General features: G+C 71.5%; 16 protein-coding genes. 3 read left to right on the top strand and 13 right to left on the bottom strand.

The features are described from left to right. Nucleotides 1-419: 419 nt before the first annotated feature. Nucleotides 420-1427 (bottom strand): stage II sporulation protein M, encoded by a 1008-nt coding sequence (locus ACZ7LS_RS29760; RefSeq protein ID WP_385136960.1) that lies wholly within the window; start codon nt 1425-1427, stop codon nt 420-422. A 185-nt stretch (nt 1428-1612) separates the two neighbouring features. Between ACZ7LS_RS29760 and ACZ7LS_RS29755 the strand changes: the two genes are divergently transcribed. Then, nucleotides 1613-2557, top strand: a complete 945-nt coding sequence (locus ACZ7LS_RS29755; RefSeq protein ID WP_385136962.1) for an RDD family protein — start codon at nt 1613-1615, stop codon at nt 2555-2557. Nucleotides 2558-2631: 74 nt separating this feature from the next. Here ACZ7LS_RS29755 and ACZ7LS_RS29750 read toward each other — a convergent pair whose 3' ends face one another. The 9 genes from ACZ7LS_RS29750 to ACZ7LS_RS29710 all read right to left on the bottom strand — a co-directional run bounded on the left by ACZ7LS_RS29750 (nt 2632) and on the right by ACZ7LS_RS29710 (nt 13509). Further along, nucleotides 2632-3246: a hypothetical protein gene (locus ACZ7LS_RS29750; RefSeq protein WP_382530509.1), complete on the bottom strand. Its 615-nt coding sequence runs from the start codon at nt 3244-3246 to the stop codon at nt 2632-2634. 257 nt (nt 3247-3503) lie between these two features. Continuing rightward, complete coding sequence (gene ahcY / locus ACZ7LS_RS29745) at nt 3504-4961, bottom strand: adenosylhomocysteinase (RefSeq protein WP_385136964.1); 1458 nt, start codon at nt 4959-4961, stop codon at nt 3504-3506. 316 nt (nt 4962-5277) lie between these two features. Beyond that, nucleotides 5278-6261 carry a cation diffusion facilitator family transporter gene (locus ACZ7LS_RS29740; protein WP_382530500.1) on the bottom strand — a complete coding sequence of 328 codons (984 nt, stop codon included), beginning with the start codon at nt 6259-6261 and terminating at the stop codon, nt 5278-5280. 88 nt (nt 6262-6349) lie between these two features. Next, nucleotides 6350-7519, bottom strand: coding sequence for a mannose-6-phosphate isomerase, class I (gene manA, locus ACZ7LS_RS29735; protein WP_382530498.1), 1170 nt, complete (start codon nt 7517-7519; stop codon nt 6350-6352). Nucleotides 7520-7908: 389 nt separating this feature from the next. Next, nucleotides 7909-9150 carry an SIS domain-containing protein gene (locus ACZ7LS_RS29730; RefSeq protein ID WP_385136966.1) on the bottom strand — a complete coding sequence of 414 codons (1242 nt, stop codon included), beginning with the start codon at nt 9148-9150 and terminating at the stop codon, nt 7909-7911. A gap of 82 nt (nt 9151-9232) precedes the next feature. Next, complete coding sequence (locus ACZ7LS_RS29725) at nt 9233-9415, bottom strand: Trm112 family protein (RefSeq protein ID WP_046508144.1); 183 nt, start codon at nt 9413-9415, stop codon at nt 9233-9235. A gap of 228 nt (nt 9416-9643) precedes the next feature. After that, nucleotides 9644-11002 (bottom strand): phosphomannomutase/phosphoglucomutase, encoded by a 1359-nt coding sequence (locus tag ACZ7LS_RS29720; RefSeq protein ID WP_382530494.1) that lies wholly within the window; start codon nt 11000-11002, stop codon nt 9644-9646. A 260-nt stretch (nt 11003-11262) separates the two neighbouring features. After that, complete coding sequence (locus ACZ7LS_RS29715; protein ID WP_382530492.1) at nt 11263-12879, bottom strand: L-lactate permease; 1617 nt, start codon at nt 12877-12879, stop codon at nt 11263-11265. 204 nt (nt 12880-13083) lie between these two features. Next, a complete protein-coding gene (locus ACZ7LS_RS29710) occupies nt 13084-13509 on the bottom strand; it encodes a DUF3499 domain-containing protein (protein WP_382673023.1) in 426 nt (141 codons plus the stop codon). A 274-nt stretch (nt 13510-13783) separates the two neighbouring features. On the opposite strand from ACZ7LS_RS29710, the gene ACZ7LS_RS29705 reads away from it, so the two are divergent. Continuing rightward, complete coding sequence (locus tag ACZ7LS_RS29705; protein ID WP_382530507.1) at nt 13784-14212, top strand: metallopeptidase family protein; 429 nt, start codon at nt 13784-13786, stop codon at nt 14210-14212. 62 nt (nt 14213-14274) lie between these two features. Here the strand turns inward: ACZ7LS_RS29705 and ACZ7LS_RS29700 are convergent, their stop codons facing one another. From ACZ7LS_RS29700 to ACZ7LS_RS29690, 3 genes are all read right to left on the bottom strand, one after another. Continuing rightward, on the bottom strand, nt 14275-15828 hold the full coding sequence (locus ACZ7LS_RS29700; RefSeq protein WP_385136969.1) for a DUF5719 family protein: 1554 nt from the start codon (nt 15826-15828) through the stop codon (nt 14275-14277). Further along, complete coding sequence (locus ACZ7LS_RS29695) at nt 15825-19790, bottom strand: glycosyltransferase (RefSeq protein WP_385136970.1); 3966 nt, start codon at nt 19788-19790, stop codon at nt 15825-15827. Before ACZ7LS_RS29695 ends, ACZ7LS_RS29700 begins: the two co-directional genes overlap by 4 nt. Nucleotides 19791-20048: 258 nt before the next feature. After that, nucleotides 20049-20312: a WhiB family transcriptional regulator gene (locus tag ACZ7LS_RS29690; protein WP_014046372.1), complete on the bottom strand. Its 264-nt coding sequence runs from the start codon at nt 20310-20312 to the stop codon at nt 20049-20051. 710 nt (nt 20313-21022) lie between these two features. On the opposite strand from ACZ7LS_RS29690, the gene ACZ7LS_RS29685 reads away from it, so the two are divergent. Further along, the gene (locus ACZ7LS_RS29685; RefSeq protein WP_382530485.1) at nt 21023-21523 is read left to right on the top strand and encodes a cysteine dioxygenase; all 501 of its coding nucleotides are present in this window, start codon (nt 21023-21025) and stop codon (nt 21521-21523) included. The last annotated feature ends 172 nt before the right edge of the window (nt 21524-21695 follow it).

The raw sequence follows: 21695 nt of genomic DNA, 5'->3' as shown, positions 1-21695 counted from the left end.
CGGTCTTGCGTTTCCGACTCTATCAGACTCTTTCCTGTCCGATTCCCCGTCGGAGCGGGGCCGCCTTCCAGTTTTCCGCTTTCGCGTTTCCCTTTTCAGCGATTCCGACTCTATCAGATTCATTCGGCGTGTTCTGCTTCGTGAATTCTGATGACCTTCGGATTGGTCTTGCCTTTCGGCTGATCCGACTTTAGCAGATGCATTCGGGCCGATTCATCGGCCTTGGTGGTCTGGATGTCGAATCGAAGGGGCCGCATGGAAATTCGATTCCCGCTGCGAGCCGCATAGAAATGATCAATTGCTCTCGCAGTATGTCCTACTTCGAGGCAACCGTTCAAATCTACCTCCCCACGCCAACCGTGTCAACGGTCGTTGTGGGGCGAAGAGGAGACTAACAGGTGTCGGGCGGGATACGCACATCAGGCGGCGACAGGGAGTTCGGCGCTGCGGTCTGCGGCCTCGACGTCTCCCGTCTCGCCCTCTCGTACGGCCCGTCCGCCGAGGATGTAGACGTAGCAGAGGAAGGCCGCCTCAGCTGCTACGCCGATGGCGATGCGCGCCCAGGTGGGGAGGCCGGACGGGGTCACGAAGCCCTCTATCAGGCCCGATACGAAGAGGACGAGCGCCAGGCCGATGGCCATGCCGAGCGCGGCGCGGCCCTGCTGGGCCATGGCGGTGCGTCGGCTGTAGGGGCCCGGGTCGATCAGTGTCCATCCGAGTCGGAGTCCCGTACCCGCGGCGACGAAGACCGCTGTCAGTTCGAGCAGGCCGTGCGGGAGTATCAGCCCCAGGAAGATGTCGAGGCGGCCGGCCGAGGACATCAGGCCGATGCCGACTCCCAGGTTGAGCACGTTGACGAAGAGGATCCAGACGACCGGGAGGCAGAGAAAGGCGCCCAGGACGAGGCACATGGCGGCGGCCTGGGCGTTGTTCGTCCAGACCTGCGCCGCGAAGGACGCCGCCGGATGGCTTGAGTAGTACGTCTCGTACTCACCCCCGGGTCTGGTCATCCGGCGCAGCTCGTCCGGGGCCGCGATCGCCGACTGGATCTCGGGGTGTGCCCCGATCCACAAGCCGATGACGGCGGCCAGCAGGGTGGAGAGGATCGCCGTCGGGATCCACCAGCGCCGGGAGCGGTAGACAGCCGCAGGAAAACCGGCCGTAAGGAATCGGGCGGCGTCGCGCCAGGTGGCCCGGCGGGCTCCGGTGACCGTGGCGCGGGCTCGGGCCACGAGCTGGGTGAGGCGCGTCGTGAGCGCCGGGTCCGGGGCGGTGGACTGGATCAGTGAGAGATGGGTGGCCGTGCGCTGGTAGAGAGCGACGAGTTCGTCGGCCTCGGCTCCGGTGAGGCGGCGCCCGCGGCGCAGGAGCTGGTCCAGGCGGTCCCACTCTGCGCGGTGGGCTGTCACGAAGACATCGAGGTCCATGGGCGGCTGCTGCTCCAGGCACTGGGTGCGTACGGTCCCTACTACTGCGCCGCCCACTGCGCGGCCGGCGCACCGCTGCCGCTGCTCCTGCCACTGCCACTGCCACTGCCGCGACGCGCTGCGGGCCAGCTTGGCAGACTGAGGACTTCAGGGGCAGAGAAGGTCCGGCGATGGGTGGGGCACCGGTGAATGAGCTTGTGACGGGCGACGCGGTGGTACTCGGGCTGCGCCCGGCGAGGCTGCCGAGCCGGGCGCTGGCGGTCGCCATCGACCTGGCGGTCGCCTGGACGGCCTATGTGCTGGTGTCGGTCGCCATCGCGCTGTCGACGGGCTCCCTCGACGAGGCGGCGGTCATGGCGCTGTCAGTCGCCTCGTTTGTGCTGGTCCTGGTGGGCGGTCCGATCGCCGTGGAGACCCTCAGCCATGGACGCTCGCTGGGGAAGATGGCGTGCGGACTGCGCGTGGTCCGGGACGACGGCGGGCCCATCCGCTTTCGGCAGGCGCTGGTGCGCGGGGCGATAGGGGTCGTGGAGATTTTGCTGTCGTTCGGGGTCATCGCCTGTATCGCGTCGCTGGTCTCGGCGCGGGGGCGGCGGATCGGGGACGTCTTCGCGGGGACCCTGGTCGTACGGGAGCGGGTGCCGGTGACGCATACGGCCATGGTCCCGCCGCCCCCGCCGTGGCTCGCGGGCCGGTTCGCCGAGCTGGACCTGTCCTCGGTGCCGGACGATCTGTGGCTCGCGATACGCCAGTACCTGACGCGGATGGGGCAGCTCGACGCCGGGGTGAGCTGGTCGATGGCCGAGCGGCTCGCGGGCGAGCTGGCGGCGCGCACCGGAGCGCCGGCGCCGCAGGGGATCCCCTCGGGCGCCTATCTGGCCGCCGTCGTGCATGAGCGGCAGGCCCGGGACGCCCGACGGGCCTTCGGTGCCTCCCTGGGCCCCATGTCTGGGCCCAGCGTCCCCGACGTTCCCCGCCCAGCCCCGGCCCCCGCCCAGGCGGCTGTCCCGGCCCAGGCCGCCGCTCCAGGCCCTTTCCGGGCTCCGGCTCCCGCACCGCTTCCGTCCACCACGCCCACGCAGTCCGAAGCCGGTGCGCCCCCGGCCACCGGGTTCGCCCCACCGGCGTAGGCGTCGGGGCCGGGTCGGGCAGGGCAGGGCACGCGTCGGGGCACCAAGGCGTCGCGGCTCAGAGCGTCAAGGCGTCAGGGCAGGACCGACGGTGGGGATTCCAGGTCTTCGAGCTCGATGCCGGGGGCCGAGAGGACCACATCGCCGGCGAGGTGAACCGTGTGCTGTTCGCCCGTGTCCAGGGCGCTGACCTGGTACTCGTCCACGGTCAGGGGTCCATTGTCAGTGCCGTGCGCTTCACTGTTCACCAGGGCCCAGGACTGATCGAGAGTACGGGGAGCGAGGACGGGATCCGTGAAGGCGACCAGGCGTACGCGGGTCGCGGGGGAACCGGGGGTGAGACGCAGCAGTCGCGCGGTCGCGACGAGGAACGCGGGGGAGGTGCCGGTGAAGGCATGGGCGCGGACGTTGCCTTCGGTGGCGTGGGTGCCGGTGGGGTCGGTACGGACCCAGGTGACGCCGTCGAGTGCGGCGCCACGGATCTGCCAGCTCGCGGCGTGGAGTTGAAGACGGATGGGGCGGCCGAGTTCGTCGAGGGCCAGATCGACGGAGCCGGAGTGGTCGCCGGAGGGAGTGGTGATCTGAGAGACATAGCGCCAGCCGGAGGGGCCGGGGGCGCAGTGGAAGTGTTCGTCACCGAGAGGAGCGTGATCGTGCGGATCATGGAGCGAATAACGGCCGCGGGGCATGGGGGCTTTCCGGTCCTTCGGGTCCTTCGGGTTCTTCCGGTCCTTCGGGTCCTCGGCGTCTGACACCTTTCCTCACCGCGCACGGGACAGGCCCCCGACACGGGGGTGCGGGGGCCTGTCCGGTACCGCGGGGGTACCCATGGCTTACGGGGGCACCTGCTGAGGACCGAGGTAGGCGGCAGTCCGGCTATGAGCTGTCCGGCTGGATCGCCGTGCGGCAGGTGTACAGCCGGACCGCCCGTACCTCAGAGGGTGTGTCAGTAGCGGTAGTGGTCCGGCTTGTACGGGCCCTCGACCTTGACGCCGATGTAGTCGGCCTGCTCGGGACGGAGCGTCGTCAGCTTCACACCGAGCGCGTCGAGGTGGAGGCGGGCGACCTTCTCGTCCAGGTGCTTGGGGAGCACGTAGACGTCGGTCGGGTACTCCTCCGGCTTGGTGAACAGCTCGATCTGGGCCAGGGTCTGGTCCGCGAACGAGTTGGACATCACGAAGGACGGGTGGCCGGTCGCGTTGCCCAGGTTCAGCAGGCGGCCCTCGGACAGGACGATGAGCGTTTTCCCGTCCGGGAAGGTCCAGGTGTGGACCTGCGGCTTGACCTCGTCCTTGACGATGCCGTCGATCTTGGCGAGGCCGGCCATGTCGATCTCGTTGTCGAAGTGACCGATGTTCCCGACGATCGCCTGGTGCTTCATCTTGGCCATGTCCGAGGCCATGATGATGTCCTTGTTGCCCGTGGTCGTCACGAAGATGTCGGCGATGCCGACGACATCGTCGAGGGTCGAGACCTGGTAGCCGTCCATCGCCGCCTGGAGGGCGCAGATCGGGTCGATCTCCGTGATGATCACGCGGGCGCCCTGGCCGCGCAGCGACTCCGCGCAGCCCTTGCCGACGTCGCCGTAGCCGAAGACGACCGCGACCTTGCCGCCGATGAGGACGTCGGTGGCGCGGTTGATGCCGTCGATCAGGGAGTGGCGGCAGCCGTACTTGTTGTCGAACTTGGACTTGGTGACCGCGTCATTGACGTTGATCGCCGGGAAGAGAAGGCTTCCGTCGCGGTGCATCTCGTACAGACGGTGCACGCCGGTGGTGGTCTCTTCGGTGACACCGCGGATCTCGGACGCCAGACGGGTCCACTTCTGCGGGTTCTCGGAGAGGGTGCGGTTCAGCAGACGGAGGATGTAGCCGAACTCCTCGCTGTCCGCGGTGGCCGGGTCGGGGGCCGCGCCGGCCTTCTCGAACTCGACGCCCTTGTGCACCAGGAGGGTGGCGTCACCACCGTCGTCGAGGATCATGTTCGGGCCGCCGGTGGGCGTGTTCGGCCACGTCAGGGCCTGCTCCGTGCACCACCAGTACTCCTCCAGCGTCTCGCCCTTCCAGGCGTAGACCGGGACACCCTGGGGGTTCTCGGGGGTGCCCTCGGGGCCGACCGCGATGGCGGCGGCGGCGTGGTCCTGGGTGGAGAAGATGTTGCAGGACGCCCAGCGGACCTCGGCACCGAGGGCCGTCAGGGTCTCGATGAGGACCGCGGTCTGCACCGTCATGTGCAGGGAGCCGGTGATACGCGCGCCGGCCAGCGGCTGGGTGGCCGCGTACTCCTTGCGGATCGACATCAGACCGGGCATCTCGTGCTCGGCGAGGGTGATCTCCTTGCGGCCGAACTCGGCGAGCGAGAGATCGGCGACCTTGAAGTCCTGTCGGTTGGCGACAGTCGTCATAACGAGCTGCTCCTCGTAAATCGGGTCGAGGGTGGGTACGTGCGGCTGGCTCTGCGGCGGCGGGCATACGAATGCCCGGGCCCCCGCGGCACAGTCCGTCGGAGGCCCTCTCTCCCTCGGCCGGTCCGCGACTGCGGGCCGCCCGACCGCCATCAGCAGCGACGTCTGGCTCTGCAGACGAATCTACACCGACCGGCCCACGGCCCCACAGCCGAACGGAAAACGGATCATGAAGTGATCACGGTCGGGCCATGGGGATCGGGAGTGGAGCCAGGAGGGGAGCCGGGATCGGGGCGGGGAGTGGGGCGGGGAGGGTTCAGGAGTCGGTGGTACCGCCGGGGGCCTGACTGGCCTGGTCCTTACCGGGGTTGGTGCCCGCCGCGGCGGCCGTCTCGCTGTAGATGTCCGGCTCCAGATAGATCACGCGGGCGATCGGGACCGCCTCGCGGATCCGGGACTCGGCGGCGTTGATGGCCTGGGCGACCTCGCCGGCCGTGTCGTTGTGCTCGACCGCGATCTTGGCGGCGACCAGCAGTTCCTCGGGGCCGAGGTGGAGCGTACGCATGTGGATGATGCCGGTCACCACATCACCGTCGACGAGCGCCTTCTTGATCTTCTCCACGTCCTCGGTGCCGGCGGACTCGCCGAGGAGGAGGGACTTCGTCTCGGCTGCCAGTACCACCGCGATCAGGATGAGGAGGATGCCGATGCAGAGGGTGCCGATGCCGTCCCAGATGCCGTTGCCGGTCCCCAGGGCCAGCCCCACACCCGCCAGGGCGAGTACGAGACCGACGAGCGCGCCGAGGTCCTCCAGGAGCACGACGGGGAGTTCGGGGGCCTTGGCGCGGCGGACGAACTGCGTCCAGGAGAGCGAGCCCCGCGTGACGTTCGACTCCTTGATGGCCGTACGGAACGAGAACGCCTCCGCGATGATCGCGAAGACGAGCACGCCGACCGGCCAGTACCAGGCCTCGATCTCGTGGGGGTGCTTGATCTTCTCGTAGCCCTCGTAGATGGCGAACATGCCACCGACGGAGAACAGCACGATCGAGACGAGGAAGGCATAGATATAACGCTCACGGCCGTAGCCGAAGGGATGCTGCGGGGTCGCCTCGCGCTTCGCCTTCTTGCCGCCGAGAAGCAGCAGCCCCTGGTTGCCGGAGTCGGCGAGGGAGTGCACGCTCTCCGCGAGCATCGACGACGAACCACTGAAGAGGAACGCCACGAACTTGGCTACTGCGATCGCGAGGTTGGCGCTCAGCGCCGCCACGATCGCCTTGGTTCCGCCTGACGCGCTCATTGGGTGCGAGGTGTCCCTTCATCGGTGCTGCGGCCCTGGCGCCGCGGTACGGCGGGACATTGTTGCAGCCGCCGGAACGGCCGGCGCATCAGACCACCACTGTGGCCCGGAACACGGTGCCCGTACCGGACAGTTCGGCCTTCTCGCCCGCCGCGACGAAGACCGAGCCGCCCGGGGCCAGCTCGATGTCGTTCGCCAGCGGTGCGCCCGCCGTGCAGAGCAGGATCTGGGGCGTCGCGGCGGTGAGGTCGCGCGGCTCGGCGCCGGGCGCGAGGGCGTAGCGGGAGAGCCTGAACTCGTCGATGGGCGTCTCGTACAGTTCCTCGCCCGTGGGCGACGCCTCCGGGCGCAGGACACCGGGGTCGGTCGCCTCGAAGCGGACGATACGGAGCAGCTCGGGTACGTCCACGTGCTTGGGGGTGAGCCCGCAGCGCAGGACATTGTCCGAGTTGGCCATGATCTCGACGCCGAGGCCGTTGAGATAGGCGTGCGGGACGCCCGCGCCGAGGAAGAGCGCCTCGCCCGGCTGGAGTTGTACGTAGTTGAGCAGCATGGCGGCGATGACGCCCGGGTCGCCCGGGTAGTGGTGGGCGATCGAGACGTACGGCGCGTAGTCCCCGCCGAGCCGGTCCGCCGCCGTGGCCGCGGCGGTGACGGTGGCGGCCATCTCGTCCGGATCGGCGGTGAGGACGGCGGTCAGCACCTCGCGCAGCGCGGCCTCTTCGGGGTGGGCGCGCAGGAGGTCGACGTACGGCTTGAGCGAGTCGACGTCCAGCCGCGCGAGCAGCTCGGCGCTCGCCTCCGGGGCGCGGAAGCCGCACAGGCCGTCGAAGGGGGTGAGCGCGCAGATCAGTTCGGGCTTGTGGTTGGCGTCCTTGTAGTTGCGGTGCGGCGCGTCGACCGGGACCCCGCGGCGCTCCTCCGCCTCGTATCCCTCCTTCGCCTGGGCGAGGTCGGGGTGGACCTGGAGGGAGAGCGGGGAGCCGGCGGCGAGGAGCTTGAGCAGGAACGGCAGCCGGGGGCCGAACTTCCGGACGGCGGCCGCGCCGAGTTCCGCCTCGGGGTCCGCGTCGATGACGGCGGAGAGCGCCTGTGCGCCGGTGACATGGCCCCGGTCGAGACGGGACGGGGCTCCCGGGTGGGCGCCCATCCACATCTCGGCCTGGGGCTCACCCGTGGGAGCGGTGCCGAGCAGCTCCGGGATGGCGGTGGTCGAACCCCAGGCGTAGGGGCGCACGGTGTTGGAGAGGCGGTCCATGGGGTGAGCTTTCTCGTACGGGGTGACGGAACGGCGGCGTGCGGTGGCGGCACGGATGTGGCGAGGGTGAAGGTGTCGTGAGGGTGGGGGTGACGGTGAGGACGGGGACGGGGACGGGGACGGGGACGGGAGTGGGATTCGGGCTGGGGGACGGGGATTCGGGGCTGGTCGGTCGGAGGGCGTGCGGCCGGGTCGTACGGCCGGCGTGTGCGGGGCGGGCCGGGTCGGGCCGGCTCGCGGTCGCGCGGCCGGGTTCGGCTCGCGGTCGCGCGGGGGCCGGGCCCGGCGTACGGCCGCGGGGCCTGGTCCGGCCCACGACTACCGCGGCCGGTCCGGCCCACGACTACCGAGGTGCGCTCGGGCTCACGGCTACCGGGGTCCGCTCCGGCTCAGGCGGGGGCGGCCCCCGCGAGGGCCAGATAGACCGTGGCGAAGTCGGTGACGGCGATCAGCTCGGCGAGGGCCTCCAGCTCGCTGCCCTCTTCGGGCTCCAGTTCGCTGATGGCCGTGTCATGGCCGAGCGCGAGTTCGCGGGCGGCGGGGGCCGCGGTCAGTCCGCCCGCCGGACGGTCGCGGAGCAGGACGACACGGGCGCGCCACGCCTGCGGCTCCTCGACCCGGTCGCGGAAGAAGTCGTCGGGGTCGGCGGCGCCGCCCGCGAAGTGCCCGGCGAGCAGCGCGCTGTGGGCCGGGAGGGCTTCGGGCAGTTCGGCGGCGAGGGCGGGACGGCCGGTCAGTTCGGCCAGTACGGCGGCGAAGCGCCGCCCGGCAGGGGCGGCGGCCGGGCCCTCCGTCCAGATCAGCGGGAGGCTGTCGGCCAGCTCGGCGGCGAGGGTCTTGGCCGGGTTGCTGTACGTCGCGATGGCCAGGCCGCAGCGTTCGGCGGTGCGGTCCAGCCGGTCGGCGACGAGTTGGAGGGTCTCGGCCGGCGCGGTGAGCAGCCCGACGCGGTCCAGGAGCGCGAGCAGCGGGACGAACAGGGCCCAGAGCGCGCCGGGGCCGGTTACCGGTGTCGCCTCGGGCTCGTACCACTCGTCGAGGCCGGACCGACCGGGCTCACCAGCCTGTCCGTACGGACCGTTGCCGCCGTTGCCGCCGTTGCCGCCGTTCTGGGTGGACTGGCCGTACTGGCCGTTCGGTGCCGTGGCCATCGGGACCATCAGTCCGTGCGTCCCGCCGACGACCTCGCTCAGCGGCGACTGACGCGGGGCGACGGCGACGACCGTACAGCCGCGGCGGTACGCCTGCTCGGCGAGGAGCGCGAGGCCGGGCTCGCTGCCCTCCGTGGTGGCGATCAGCAGCAGGTCCACGGGGCCGGCCCAGCCCGGGAGCGTCCAGCGCAGCGCGCCCGCCGCGGCGGCGACGCCGGTGGGCCGGAGCCGGGTGACGGGCGCGGCGTTCGCGGTGAGCGCGGCGATCAGGTCGGCGACGCCGGTCGCGGCGGCGCCGGAACCGGCGATCAGTACGGCACGCGGACGGCCTTCCGGCGCGAGTCCGGTGATCCCGGCCTCCGCGGTGTGCCGAAGGGCGGTGCGCACTCTCGCTCCGGCCTCCGCGGCGCCGCGCAGCAGACCGTTGTGGTCGGCGTGGGCCAAAGCGTCGGGAGCGTCGAGCAACGACTCGTCGAGCATGGGGTTGGGCCTCCGATCGCCGGGCGCGGGCCTCGCGGGCACGGGGCGTTGACGCGGGGCGTTGTGGACAGCGCTTGCGTGGTCAGGCGGGGCGGCGTGCCTCGTCGACGAGGAGGACCGGGATGTCGTCCCGTACCGGATAGGCCAGACCGCAGTCCTCGCCGGTGCAGATCAGCTCGGGGGTGTCGGCCGCGGTGCGGTCGCTGAGCGGCGCGTGGCAGGCCGGACAGGCGAGGATCTCCAGAAGGCCGGCTTCGAGCGGCATGGGGATGGGGTCCCTTCGTGCGGGTGGTTCGGGCCATGTCAGGGTACCGCCGGGCACTGTCGGGCGGGGACCGCCGGCCGCCCCGGGCGGAGCAGGCCGCCCGGGGCCGGACCGACCGGCCACCGCGGGCCGCCCCGGACCGGACCGGCCGCCGCCGCCGTACGGTCGTGCCCCGCGTGGAGCCGCGTGCCGCCCGGACCCGCCCCGGCGGCACACGGCCACGCGGGGCTACGCGCGGATCAGCGCCAGCGTCTCGTCCCTGACCCGCTCCATCGTCGCCTTGTCGCGCGCCTCGACGTTCAGGCGCAGCAGCGGCTCCGTGTTGGAGGGGCGGAGGTTGAACCACCAGTCCGCCGCCGTCACCGTCAGCCCGTCCAGTTCGTCGAACGTGACGCCCTCGCGGGCGGCGAAGGCCGCGCGTACCGCCGCCGTGCGGGCCCGCTGGTCGTCGACCGTGGAGTTGATCTCTCCGGAGCCCGCGTAGCGGTCGTACGAGGCGACCAGCTCGGAGAGCGGTCCCCGCTGGCCGCCGAGCGCCGCCAGGACATGGAGCGCGGCGAGCATGCCCGTGTCGGCGTTCCAGAAGTCGCGGAAGTAGTAGTGCGCGGAGTGCTCGCCGCCGAAGACCGCTCCCGTACCGGCCATCTCCTGCTTGATGAAGGAGTGTCCGACGCGGGTGCGTACGGGCGTGCCGCCGTGCTCCCTGACGACCTCGGGGACCGACCAGGACGTGATGAGGTTGTGGATGATCGTCCCGCCCGGGTACTTGGCCAGCTCGCGCGCCGCGACCAGGGCGGTGATCGCCGACGGGGAGACGCCCTCGCCGCGCTCGTCGACGACGAAGCAGCGGTCGGCATCGCCGTCGAAGGCGAGTCCCAGATCGGCGCCCTCGGCCAGGACACGGGCCTGGAGGTCCACGATGTTCTTCGGGTCCAGCGGGTTGGCCTCGTGGTTCGGGAACGTACCGTCCAGCTCGAAGTACATCGGCACCACATCGAGCGGCAGGTCCGCGAAGACCGTCGGTACGGTGTGTCCGCCCATCCCGTTGCCCGCGTCCACGACGACCTTCAGCGGGCGGATCGCCGAGACGTCGACGAGGGACAGCAGATACGCGGCGTAGTCCGTGAGGGTGTCCCGTTGCCGGAGGTGGCCGGGCCTGGTGACCGAGGCCGGGGCACCGTCCGTCAGCCAGCCCTCGGCCAGCGCGCGGATCTCCGCCAGCCCGGTGTCCTGGCCGACCGGCGCCGCCCCGGCCCGGCACATCTTGATCCCGTTGTACTGGGCCGGGTTGTGGGACGCGGTGAACATCGCGCCGGGCAGGCCCATGTCCCCCGACGCGTAGTACAGCTGGTCGGTGGAGCACAGTCCGATGATCGTGGCGTCGGCTCCGCGCGAGACGGCGCCCCGGGCGAAGCTCGACGCCAGACCCGGTGAGGAGGGCCGCATGTCATGGCCGATCACGATCGCCTCGGCGCCGGTGACCTCGACGAAGGCGGCGCCGAAGAGCTCGGCGAGCCGGTCGTCCAGTTGATCCGGGTACACCCCTCGCACGTCGTACGCCTTCACGATCTGCGACAAATCGGCCACGGCCAACGCCTCCAGAAGTTCCTGTCACCGCGGTCTGCACGGTCTGCACGGTCTGCGGGGTCTGTTCGGTCTGCTCGGTCTGCTCGGTCTGTTGCGATCCGCACCGGCTGCTGTGATCCGCCGCGGCCCGCTTCAAACTACCCGCCGGACACCTGTCGACGGTCCGGCGGACAGCCGTAAGTCCCGGGACCCGGGCGACGGCCCGGGCGACGATCCCGGCGGCGCGTCCCACGGCGCGTCCCACGGCGCGTCCCACAAGGTCAGGGAAGCATCCACCCGAGCACCGCGGTGCTCTGCCCCAGCACGATGAGACACATCACCAGCAACAGGCCCAGGCTCCAGGGCAGTACCTTGCGCAGCAGATCCCCTTCCTTGCCCGCGAGTCCGACCGCGGCGCACGCGATCGTCAGGTTCTGCGGCGAGATCATCTTGCCGAGCACTCCCCCGGAGCTGTTCGCCGCCGCCAGCAGTTCGGGCGACAGGCCGGACTGGGCCGCCGCCGTCACCTGGAGCGCGCCGAAGAGTGCGTTGGCCGAGGTGTCCGAGCCCGAGACCGCGACGCCGAACCATCCCAGGATCGGCGAGAGGAACGCGAGTCCCGCGCCCGCCGCGGCGACGAAGTGGCCGATGGTGCCCGCCTGTCCGGACAGATTCATGACGTACGCGAGGGCCAGTACGGAGGTGACGGTGAGGATCGCGTACCGCAGTTCGTACACGGTCGCCGCCCACTCCCGCGCCGCGTCCTTCGCGCGTACGCCGAGGACGACGGCCGTGAGGAGACCGGCGAGCAGCACGAGCGTGCCGCCCGTCGCGACGAGGGGCAGCGAGAAGACATTGGCGCCGACGCGGTTCCCGTCCGGGTCCGCGGCATCGAGCAACGGCCAGTCGAACACGCGCGTCGCCCTGGCCAGCGTCTCCTTGACCGGCGGGATCTGGGCGACGGAGAAGATCACCACGATCAGTGCGTACGGGGCGTAGGCGCGCAGCACTTCGGGGCGCGGGTCCTCGCGGTCCAGGTCCTCGCTGCGTACGCCCGTGAGCACGGCGGCGCGCACCGGTTCCGACGCGGGCCTGCGTGCCGACGGTACGGCCACCAGCGCCGCCGCTCCGGCCAGCGCGGCGCCGATGTCGGCGAGTTGGGCGGAGACGTAGTTGGCGGCGAGGAACTGCGCGGCGGCGAAGGCGACTCCGCACGCCAGCGCGGGCGCCCAGGTCTCGCGCAGGCCCCGCCTGCCGTCGACGAGCCAGACCAGCACGAGCGGTACGACGAGCGCGAGCAGCGGGGTCTGCCGGCCGACGACGGAGGCGACGGTGTCCAGCGGCAGATCGGTGACCTGCGCGAGCGTCACCACGGGGGTGCCCATCGCGCCGAAGGCCACGGGCGCGGTGTTGGCGACGAGCGAGACGACGGCGGCCTTGACCGGGGAGAAGCCGAGCGCCACCAGCATCACCGAGCAGATGGCCACCGGCGCCCCGAAGCCCGCGAGCGCTTCGAGCAGCGCGCCGAAGCAGAAGGCGATGACGAGTGCCTGGATGCGGGGGTCGTCGGAGAGCCGCCCGAAGGAGCGGCGCAGGATGTCGAAGTGGTGGGTGCGGACCGTCATCCGGTACACCCAGAGGGCGTTGACGACGATCCACATGATCGGGAAGAGCCCGAAGAGCGCTCCCTGGACGCCCGCCGAGAGGGTCTGGCCGAGGGGCATGCCGAAGACGAGCCAGCCGACCAGCACGGCGACGGCGAGACCGATGACGCCCGCGCGGTGGGCTTTCATACGGAGGGCGCCGAGCAGGATCAGCACGGTGGCCAGCGGGAGGGCGGCGACGAGGGCGGAGAGGGCGAGCGAGTCGGCGACGGGTTCCAGTTGCTGTACGTACACGACAGTCCTCCGGATTCCGCGATACGGAAAGTGATCTCTCACGAGTGGAGGAATGGTCGTGTCCGCGCCAAGGCGAGGTCAATGGCCCGTACAGGATCCATACCGGAAAGCCGCAAAGAACGCCCCTGCGGCGCTCGGGACTCAGGGCTGCCGGCTCGGAGGCGCGGGGCGCTCGGGGCTCAGACGCGCGGGGGCTCCAGCGGCTCAGGGCTCAGGGGAGCGCAGTACCCGCAGATGCCCCCGGCGCCCGGCCTCCGTCGGATCCGCCCCGCGTGCGCCGTTGCCGCCACCCCCGGCCGCCCGCTCCTGCGGGCGCGCGGCTTCACGTACGGCGTTGGCGAGCGCCTCCAGATCGTCACCGCTCGGGCGCGCCGGAGCCGAGCCGTCCGTCAGGCGGACGACCTCCCAGCCGCGCGGAGCGGTCAGCCGCTCGCTGTGTTCCGCACACAGGTCGTAGCAGTGAGGCTCGGCATAGGTGGCGAGCGGGCCGAGGACCGCGGTCGAGTCGGCATAGACGTACGTCAGTGTCGCGACAGCAGGGCGGCCGCACGCGGTGCGCGAACAGCGACGTACAGGGCTCACGATGTTGGACGGTACCGCACTCTTGAGCGGGCCGCGACGACTCCCCACCAGGTCACTCCCCCGTGTCGCGGCGTGATATCCCACTCAACTTGGCCGGAAGTAACTGCCCTGACCTGCAGGGAAAGAAGAGTGACCGAACAGCGACACTCCGTTACCTGGTCACGACTTGGGGCAAAAGCCGTCAAGGGCGGCGAGAGCGGTGATCGCGGGGACGCCTGGAATCGAGCCCAAGCTTGGCCTGAATGCTCAATATGCGACATGCCGTACGAGGGTGCGGCAGTCGCGATGTCGGCGGCGCCGGGAGGGCTACCCTGCGTCAGTGATGGACAGTCCTGTACCGCCCCGCCCGACCGAACCACGGCCGCGCCGCCGCGACCGCCACGGCCGCGGTATGCGTGGGCCCGTCGCCCCGCCCCAGGTGCCGCTCTCGACCAGCCGCTCCGAGTCCTTCCACGATCTCGTGCGGGACTCCGTGGACCGGCTGGAACGGCGCTGGCCGCAGCTGGCCGAGGTGGATTTCCTGGTCATGGAGGTACCGAGCCCGCAGGACGACACCGTTCCGCTCGGCAGCTCGGTCCCGGCGGACAAGGACCACCCGGCGCGCATCCTGGTCTACCGGCGCCCCGTGGAGATCCGTACCAAGAACCGCGACGACCGCGCGCTGCTGGTGCACGAGGTCGTGGTCGAGCAGGTCGCGGAACTGCTGGGGCTGGCACCCGAGTCCGTCGACCCCCGGTACGGACAGGAATAGACCGGACGCACGCGGCCGGCGGCCCGGGGCGCCGCGGCGGGCAGCCCTGGGCGGGACAGCCCTCAGCTGCCGTCGTCCAGGATCGACAGGTCTTCCTTGGCCTTCGGTACGGACACGGTCCCCCGGTCGTCCGGCAGCGTCTGGACCGTGAACATGGGGATACCGTCCTCCGGCAGCGCCAGCGTGCGCGCCGCGTGGACCGGACCGCCGCCCGGCTGCGGCTCGACCGTCAGCGCGTACGAGCCCTTCAGGCCACTGGGCACGGGCGGGGTGACCGCCAGGGTCGTACCGCCCTCGACGGTGTACGTCTTCTCGGCCGGCTCGCCCCCTCCGGTCCCCGCCGAGGCCGTGACCTTGACCTTCGCGGTCGCGCCCGGGGCGGTCAGCGAGAGCGTCGAGCCCTTGGCGCGGTTGTCCGCGACGGTCGACCGCGACGCGATCGGCGCGGTCGCCGGAATGAACGCGATCTCCCGCTTCTCGCCCTTGCCGCGCACCACGCGCAGCGCCGCGACCACCGGGGCCGCGTGCCCGCCCTCCGCCGGGGTGAGGATCAGGGAACCCGCCTGCCCCTTGGTGATGTCCGCCAGTTCGAGGGTCGCCGTCATCCGCGACTTGATGTGCATGGTCTCGTTGCCCGCCGGGGTGATCGTGCCGTCGGCGCCCGCCAGTTGCACCTTCAGATCGGCGTCGTCGGAACCCGTCGCGAACGCCACCAGCCGTACGTCGGTCGCGTCCGCCGGGATCCCGGGCAGCACCAGCCGCGACGCCGGGTCCGCCGCGGCGGCCAGCCAGTCGCTGCCGCCCGCACCGTCCGCCACGCGCACCGCCGCGCCGACCCGGCCCGAGCGGGTGGTGACATGCACGGTCACATCGGCCGAGGCGGCGGTGGTCAGAGTGGAGAGCAGCACCGGCACGCTGGACCTGGCCGGCACCGGAATGCCCTCGCCCACCTCGGACTTGACCGCGCCGTCCTTCCCGTACAGCTCGATGTCGGCGACGGCTGCGGTGTCGTCGGGGTTGGTGAGATGGACGTAGTCCTGGCGCGACCTCTCGGTGCTCGCGCCGGGGAACCAGAAGTCCGTGTCGGGGACGGTGCAGCTCAGGCCGAGCACGCCGCGCGCGTCGCCGACGCTGACCGTGGTGGTCTGCTGGGTGGTCCAGCCGGGCGCCAGCCGGCCGGTGGCCGTGCCGACGAGGGCGGGGGCCTCGGCTCCGCTCGCCTCGACGGAGACGGGCTTGCCCGGCTCCTTCAGACTGAGGAACGGCTTGTCCTTCGCCGGGTCCTTCTTCGTGCCCCCCGCGTCGTCCTTCGCCTTGTCGCCGGACGCGCCCTCGTCGGCGGCGTCCACCAACGTGACGACGGACTCCGTCAGTTCGGCCGTGCCGTCCGTCCCGGCGTCGCCCGTGCCCGCCGGTGTGATGGAGGTGTACGTCGTCTCCGCGACGTCCGAGACGCTCGGCGCCGGGCAGAGCTGGCTGGTGCGCTCCACGGGCAGCCGGGCCGGGCTCCGGGCGGCCGCCGTACCAGCCGGGTCGGGCGCGGTGAGGGTGGCGAAGCCGGTGACGGCGGCGAGGGCGGTGGCGGCCGCGATGAGGGAGAGGGTCGTACGGTTCACTGGTTACTGCTCCCGTCGGGGCGCCGGCGCTGGTCGTTCTCCGTGCCGTCGGCGTAGGGCTGCTGGGACTGCGGTGGTTGCTGGGCCTGCTGGGGCTGTTGCGTCTGCTGCCCGTAGCCGTACGGGTCGTACTGCGACGGGTCGTACTGCGACGGGTCGTACTGCCCTTCCTGGTACTGGCCTTCGCCTGGGTACTGGCCCTCCTGGTACTGGCCCTCCCCCTGGTACTGGCCGGCCTGGTACTGCCCCTCCTGGTACTGGCCGCCCGCGGGGTACTGGCCTTCCTGGTACGGGTCGGCCTGGTACTGCTGATACGGCTGCTGCTGGTACTGGCCCTCGCCGTACTGTCCGCCGTACTGCTGCTCGTTCGGGTACTGGGCCTGCGTGTAGTCCGCGCCCGCGTACGTGTTGGCGTCCCACTCTCCGTACGGGGGCTGCTGGGGCACCGCCCCGTACGCCGACTGCCGCTCCCCGTCCCCGACTTGGTCCTGACCGGCGCCGTACGGCTCCTCAACGGGCGCCGCGGGCGCGGCCGGAGAGGCGGGAGAGGCAGGCGAGCCGGAAGGAGCCGGAGGGGCGGCGGGCGCCGGCGGCACGGCCGGCTGCTGCGCGGTCGCGTACTCCCCCGTCACATCCGTCACATCCGTCACGTCCGCGTCCGTCTCGCTCTTCTCCGGTCCCTCGGCCTCCGCCGCCGCACGCAGCCTGCGCGCGCGCCGGCCCTCGCCCGCCACCGGCTGCTCCGGGATGTCGATGTCCTCGTCGGGCAGGTCGTCGTCGATCTCCCGGCGCCGCCCCGGCAGGGCGAGCACCAGCAGGACGACGGTGAGCGCGCCCTGGGCCCAGATCCACGCGGTGTGCGTGATCGGGTCCTCGTACGTCAGGTCGAGACGGCCGCCCTCCGCGGGCAGTTCGAAGCCCTGGGCCCAGCCGTCGACGGTCTTCTTCGTGAGTACCGTGCCGTCGAGCGTGGCCTGCCAGCCCTCGGCGGCCCGGTCCGCGATCCGCAGCACGCGCCCGGAGGCTCCCGCCGGGATCTTCGTGTGCGCCTCGACCTGCGCGGACGCGACGGCCAGCGGCTCGCCCTCGCCCTTGCCGTCGACGATCGTGGCCCGCGAGATCTGCCGGTCGACGCGCCACAGCGCGCTGCCGTCCAGCTGGCTCAGCCGGGTCAGCCCGGGGGTGGCGTCCAGGACCCGGCCGGTCTGCCGCGGCACCCCGTCCCGTACGAGTACGTAGCGGATCGCGAAGCCGCTGAGCTGGTCGGTCTGGTCGGCGCCGGAGCCCGCGACGAGGTTGGCGACGACCTTGTCGAGCCGGGGATCGCCGCCGCCCGACGCGGTCAGTTCGGCGTCACCGAGCCGGCCGCCCGAGCCGCGGACCAGCGAGTACGAGACCTCGGCCGCCGATGTACCGCCGAGGACGAGCGTGCGCGGCTGGTCGCGGGTGATGCTCTCCTCCGCGACGAACGCGGGAACCTGCACCGGATCACGGCGCTCCAGCGGTCCGGACGCGCCGCTGATCATCCAGCCGAACGCGGCCAGCAGCGGGGCGAGTCCCGCCGCCACGGCGATGAGGACGGCGACGGGCTGGCGCCAGCCGAAGCTCTCCGCCGCGACGCGCTCCCTGGCGCCGTCCGCGCCGAGCACGGCCGCCGCGATCAGCGCGAGTCCGTAGAGCAGGGTGGCGGGGCCCGCCCAGCCCGAGTTGTTGGTGAGGACGGCGAAGACCAGCGCGAGGATCGCGACGGCCCAGGCCGAGCGGATCGCGAACTGCCGCTCACCGCGCAGCAGCGCCGCCAGCGCGGCCAGCACGATCCCGATCAGCAGGACACCGCCGGCCGCCTTGGGCCCGCCGGGGCTGATGCCGAGCAGATCGAGCGCGGAGGCCGTTCCCGTACCGAACTCCAGCCCCGCTTCCCGCAGGAAGGCGGACGGCGAGGTCAGCAGCGAGAGCGACCAGGGCGCCAGCAGCAGCAGGGGGGTGCCGAGCCCGGCGAGCACCCGCGGTCCGTAGGCGGCGAGGTCGTCGCGGCGCAGCGCCAGGACGCCGAGGCCGAGCAGCAGCGCCACCGGCCAGACGACGGGCGTGAAGGCCATCGCGAACGTCAGCAGGAAGGCGTACGCCCAGGTGGCGCGCCAGCTGCCGCGGCTCTCCCCGTTCGCGACGCCGCCCGCCCCGCCGCGCATCCCGTACGCGGCGACGGCGGCGCGGGCGATCAGCGGCAGCAGGACGGCGAGGACGGCCGTACCGAGCCGCCCGGTGGCCAGCGCGCCGGTCGCGGCGGGCAGGAAGGCGTACGCGACGCTCGCCCAGGCCCGCAGCAGCCGCGATTCGACCAGCGGGCGCGAGGCGAAGTAGGCGGTGACTCCGGCGAGCGGGACCGAGCAGACGAGGAGCAGGGTCAGCGCGAAGCCGGTGGAACCGAGGAACAGCGCGGAGAGCGCGGCGAGTACGGCGAGATAGGGGGGCGCGGTCTCGGTGACGCCGGTACCGACGGGATGCCAGCCGTCGGCGTACCGCGACCACAGGTCGGAGACATCGGCGGGCGCGGGCAGCAGCGCGCCGCCCGCGAGCGCGCCGCCGCCGAAGAGTCCGCGGCAGGAGACGAGCGAGACGAGCAGCAGGATCCCGAAGAGGACGGGTCCTGGCTTGTGCGCGAGCTTCTTCAGCCGGGCGAACTGCTCGATCTCCATGAAGTCGGCGTCGTCACCGCCGGGTCCCGACTCGACGGCGCCGTGCCGTGAGCCGCCCGCGTCGGCGTCCGAGTCGCCGCCGAGACTGCCGGCGATCTGCTCGACCGTGGCCCGGACGGTGGCGCCGGGCGGCGGGAAGAGCGGGCGCAGCTCGGCCGCCTCGACGACGCCCTTGCCGCGCTGCCGCCGGGCGCTGATGATCCGGCCGGGCCGCAGCAGGGTGCCGGAGAGTCCCATCACCTCGTCGACGGCCTGACCCGGCGCCTTGCCGACGAGATAGGCGAGGGTGCGCAGCAGGGTGCCGACGACCAGACGGAGCAGTACGTAGGGGAGGACGGCGGCCCGCGCGTTGGCGAGCATGGTGTAGACGGCGCCGGCCTTGTCGACGCGGTGCGGGTTGACGACGGAGCGGCCCGCGCAGTCGACCGTACGGCGCTCCCGGGCGGCTGCCTCGGCGTGCCGCAGCACGGCGTCGGGGGCGACGAGCACCCGGTGGCCCGCGGCGTGCACGCGCCAGCACAGGTCCACGTCGTCGCGCATCAGCGGGAGCCGGCGGTCGAAGCCGCCGAGTTCGTCCCAGACGTCGCGCCGGATGAGCATGCCGGCGCTGGAGACGGAGAGGACGGTACGGACCTGGTCGTGCTGGCCCTGGTCCTGTTCGCGCCGGTCGAGTCCGGTCCAGCGGCGTCCGCTGTTGGCGATGGAGACGCCGACTTCGAGGAGCTGCTTGCGGTCGTACCAGCCGCGCAGTTTGGGTCCGACGACCGCCGCGTACTGGTCGGAGTCGGCGACGCGCAGCAGCTCGGCGAGCGCGTCGGGGTCGGGCGCGCAGTCGTCGTGGAGGAGCCAGAGCCACTGCACCGGTTCGCCGTGCGGCAGTTCGGGCATGTCGTACGTGTCGTCGCGCCAGCTCCGGGTCACCGGGTCCCAGCCGCTCGGCCGCTTCAGATACGGCAGATCGTCGGGCGTGAGCACCCCCGCGGTGCGTACCGCCTCGTCCACGGCCGTACCGAATCCGGACCGGCGCGCGAGATGCAGGACGCGTTCCGCGCCGAGCGCTTCGGTGAGCAGCCGGGCGGAGTCGTCGGCGCTGCCGGTGTCGGCTGCCATGACGTTCTGTACGGGTCGTTCCTGGCCCAGCAGCCCGGCGAGGGCGTCGGGGAGCCAGCGCGCGCCGTCGTGGGCGACGAGCACCGCGGTCACGACGTGCCGGGGGAACTCGGGGGCGGTGGCGGCGGAAACGAACGCGGCGGTGGTGGGGGACATTGAGGTAGCGGGCCCTCCGGCCGGGGGGTCGCCCCGAAGGGGCGTGGGAGCGTCTCGGACGGGGCCCCACACTAACGGTAGGGGGGAGGGGCGGCGGACGGGCGGGAAACACAACGGTCCGCCGTCTGCGGGGAGGTGCAGACTGCGGACCGTGCCATACACGCCGTACACGCCGTACATAGGGAGCGGTGCCGGTGGTTCCGGGCGACCGGCCGGTGTTCGGTCCCGGCCACCGCGGCCGGGCGGGCCGGACGGCGGTCAGATCGCGGCCTTCTTCAGCCGGCGCCGTTCACGCTCCGACAAACCGCCCCAGATACCGAATCGCTCGTCATTGGCGAGGGCATACTCAAGGCATTCGGATCGGACCTCACAGGCGAGACAGACCTTCTTGGCCTCACGCGTCGAACCGCCCTTCTCGGGGAAGAAGGACTCGGGATCTGTCTGGGCGCACAAGGCGCGCTCCTGCCAGCCGAGTTCCTCGTCCGCGTCCTCGACCAGCAGTTGCTGGAACAGCTCGGTCATGTGCGCCCCTCGTCTGTCTTTTGCGTCCCCGTGATGTGGCCGCTATCGATTTCGGCCGAACGACACGAGTGAAATTACAAGTGCGGTGCTCCGGCCAGGTCAAGCCGAGATCTGCTATTGGGCCCGGTATTCACTCTGCGGAACCAAGGCTATGTGGAAAGTGTTCAAATCACCAAAAATCTGACACATGCCACTGGCCTGTTCGCATCCACCTCCTTCTCGACAAGAGAGACGTCGAGAATCGCAACCTTGTTGCGGATCACCCCCGGGAAGCGATCCGGATCACAGTCTGATCACAAGGGCGTGAAGGTGTTTACGAGCACGGTCGCTGCCCCATGTGTCCGCGCCCACCATCACCCAAACCGCTCTGCGCGCGGATCAACCGGATGAGGTGAAACATTGCGGCCAAATCGGCCATTGAGTTGACATCCGTCACCGGATTCGCAACCTTGGTTTCCATGCCAGCGAACCCCGCGCCCACCGCGACCCACCTCCGTGGACTCCGCAGCGCTCTCCGGGCCCGCTGTTGCTGTTGCGCTTCCGCCTGCTGTTGACGCCTCCGGGCTCCGGTCGGCCCTCACGCTCCTCCTGATCACTCTTCCGTGATCACCTTCGCGTCTTCCCCGCATTTCCTTCGCGACTCCCCCGCGATTCCACGCGCCCGTCGCGGCACCGCCGCACACCCTCTCCGCCGAGGAACCACCTCCCCCATGAACAGCGACAGCGACATCCAGATCGCCGGCGACCTCCTTGAGGTCCCGCATCTCCTCCAGCCCGCCCGGGAGCACCCGGCGACGGTGGCCGAGTTCGCCGGCCTCGCGCGCGCCCTCGCCGCCGACCGCGCGCAGTGGGCCCCGCTCGTCCAGTACGACGCCACCAGCCGCTGGTACCACCGGCTGCGCACCGGGCCCGGCTATGAGGTGTGGCTGCTCTCCTGGGTGCCCGGCCAGAGCAGCGGATCGCATGACCACGGCCTGTCCTCGGGCGTACTGACCGTGCTCGCCGGTGAACTGACGGAGCGTTCGGAGAGCGGAAGCCGCGCTCTCGCGCCGGGCGCGCAGCGGGTTTTCGCGCCGGGCTATGTCCATGAGGTCGTCAACGACGCGATCGAACCGGCCGTGAGCCTGCACATCTACTACCCGGGGCTGACGGACATGCCCATGCACTCCGCGAGCTGCGCCCCGGCGACCCAGGACGTCGTACCGGCCTGACATGCCCACCCGTCACCCGACCACCGCCCCTCAACGATCAGCCTGCGGCTGACAGACATGCCCACCCGTCACCCGACCACCGCCCCCCAACGATCAGCCCGCGGCTGACAGACTGGCCCACCCGTCACCCGACCACCGCCCCCCAACGATCAGCCTGCGGCTGACAGACTGT

It is taken from the genome of Streptomyces sp. NPDC039430 (genome assembly GCF_055639435.1).
This window is presented reverse-complemented; position numbering and strand designations above follow the sequence as displayed.

What these genes read in the sequence shown, in the direction of transcription:
- ACZ7LS_RS29760 (WP_385136960.1), bottom strand. Translation starts at nt 1,427, where the DNA reads ATGGACCTCGATGTCTTCGTGACAGCCCACCGCGCAGAGTGGGACCGC.
- ACZ7LS_RS29725 (WP_046508144.1), bottom strand. Translation starts at nt 9,415, where the DNA reads ATGCCGCTCGAAGCCGGCCTTCTGGAGATCCTCGCCTGTCCGGCCTGC.
- ACZ7LS_RS29685 (WP_382530485.1), top strand. Translation starts at nt 21,023, where the DNA reads ATGAACAGCGACAGCGACATCCAGATCGCCGGCGACCTCCTTGAGGTC.
- ACZ7LS_RS29750 (WP_382530509.1), bottom strand. Translation starts at nt 3,246, where the DNA reads ATGCCCCGCGGCCGTTATTCGCTCCATGATCCGCACGATCACGCTCCT.
- ahcY (WP_385136964.1), bottom strand. Translation starts at nt 4,961, where the DNA reads ATGACGACTGTCGCCAACCGACAGGACTTCAAGGTCGCCGATCTCTCG.
- ACZ7LS_RS29690 (WP_014046372.1), bottom strand. Translation starts at nt 20,312, where the DNA reads ATGACCGAGCTGTTCCAGCAACTGCTGGTCGAGGACGCGGACGAGGAA.
- manA (WP_382530498.1), bottom strand. Translation starts at nt 7,519, where the DNA reads ATGGACCGCCTCTCCAACACCGTGCGCCCCTACGCCTGGGGTTCGACC.
- ACZ7LS_RS29740 (WP_382530500.1), bottom strand. Translation starts at nt 6,261, where the DNA reads ATGAGCGCGTCAGGCGGAACCAAGGCGATCGTGGCGGCGCTGAGCGCC.
- ACZ7LS_RS29730 (WP_385136966.1), bottom strand. Translation starts at nt 9,150, where the DNA reads ATGCTCGACGAGTCGTTGCTCGACGCTCCCGACGCTTTGGCCCACGCC.
- ACZ7LS_RS29695 (WP_385136970.1), bottom strand. Translation starts at nt 19,790, where the DNA reads ATGTCCCCCACCACCGCCGCGTTCGTTTCCGCCGCCACCGCCCCCGAG.
- ACZ7LS_RS29705 (WP_382530507.1), top strand. Translation starts at nt 13,784, where the DNA reads ATGGACAGTCCTGTACCGCCCCGCCCGACCGAACCACGGCCGCGCCGC.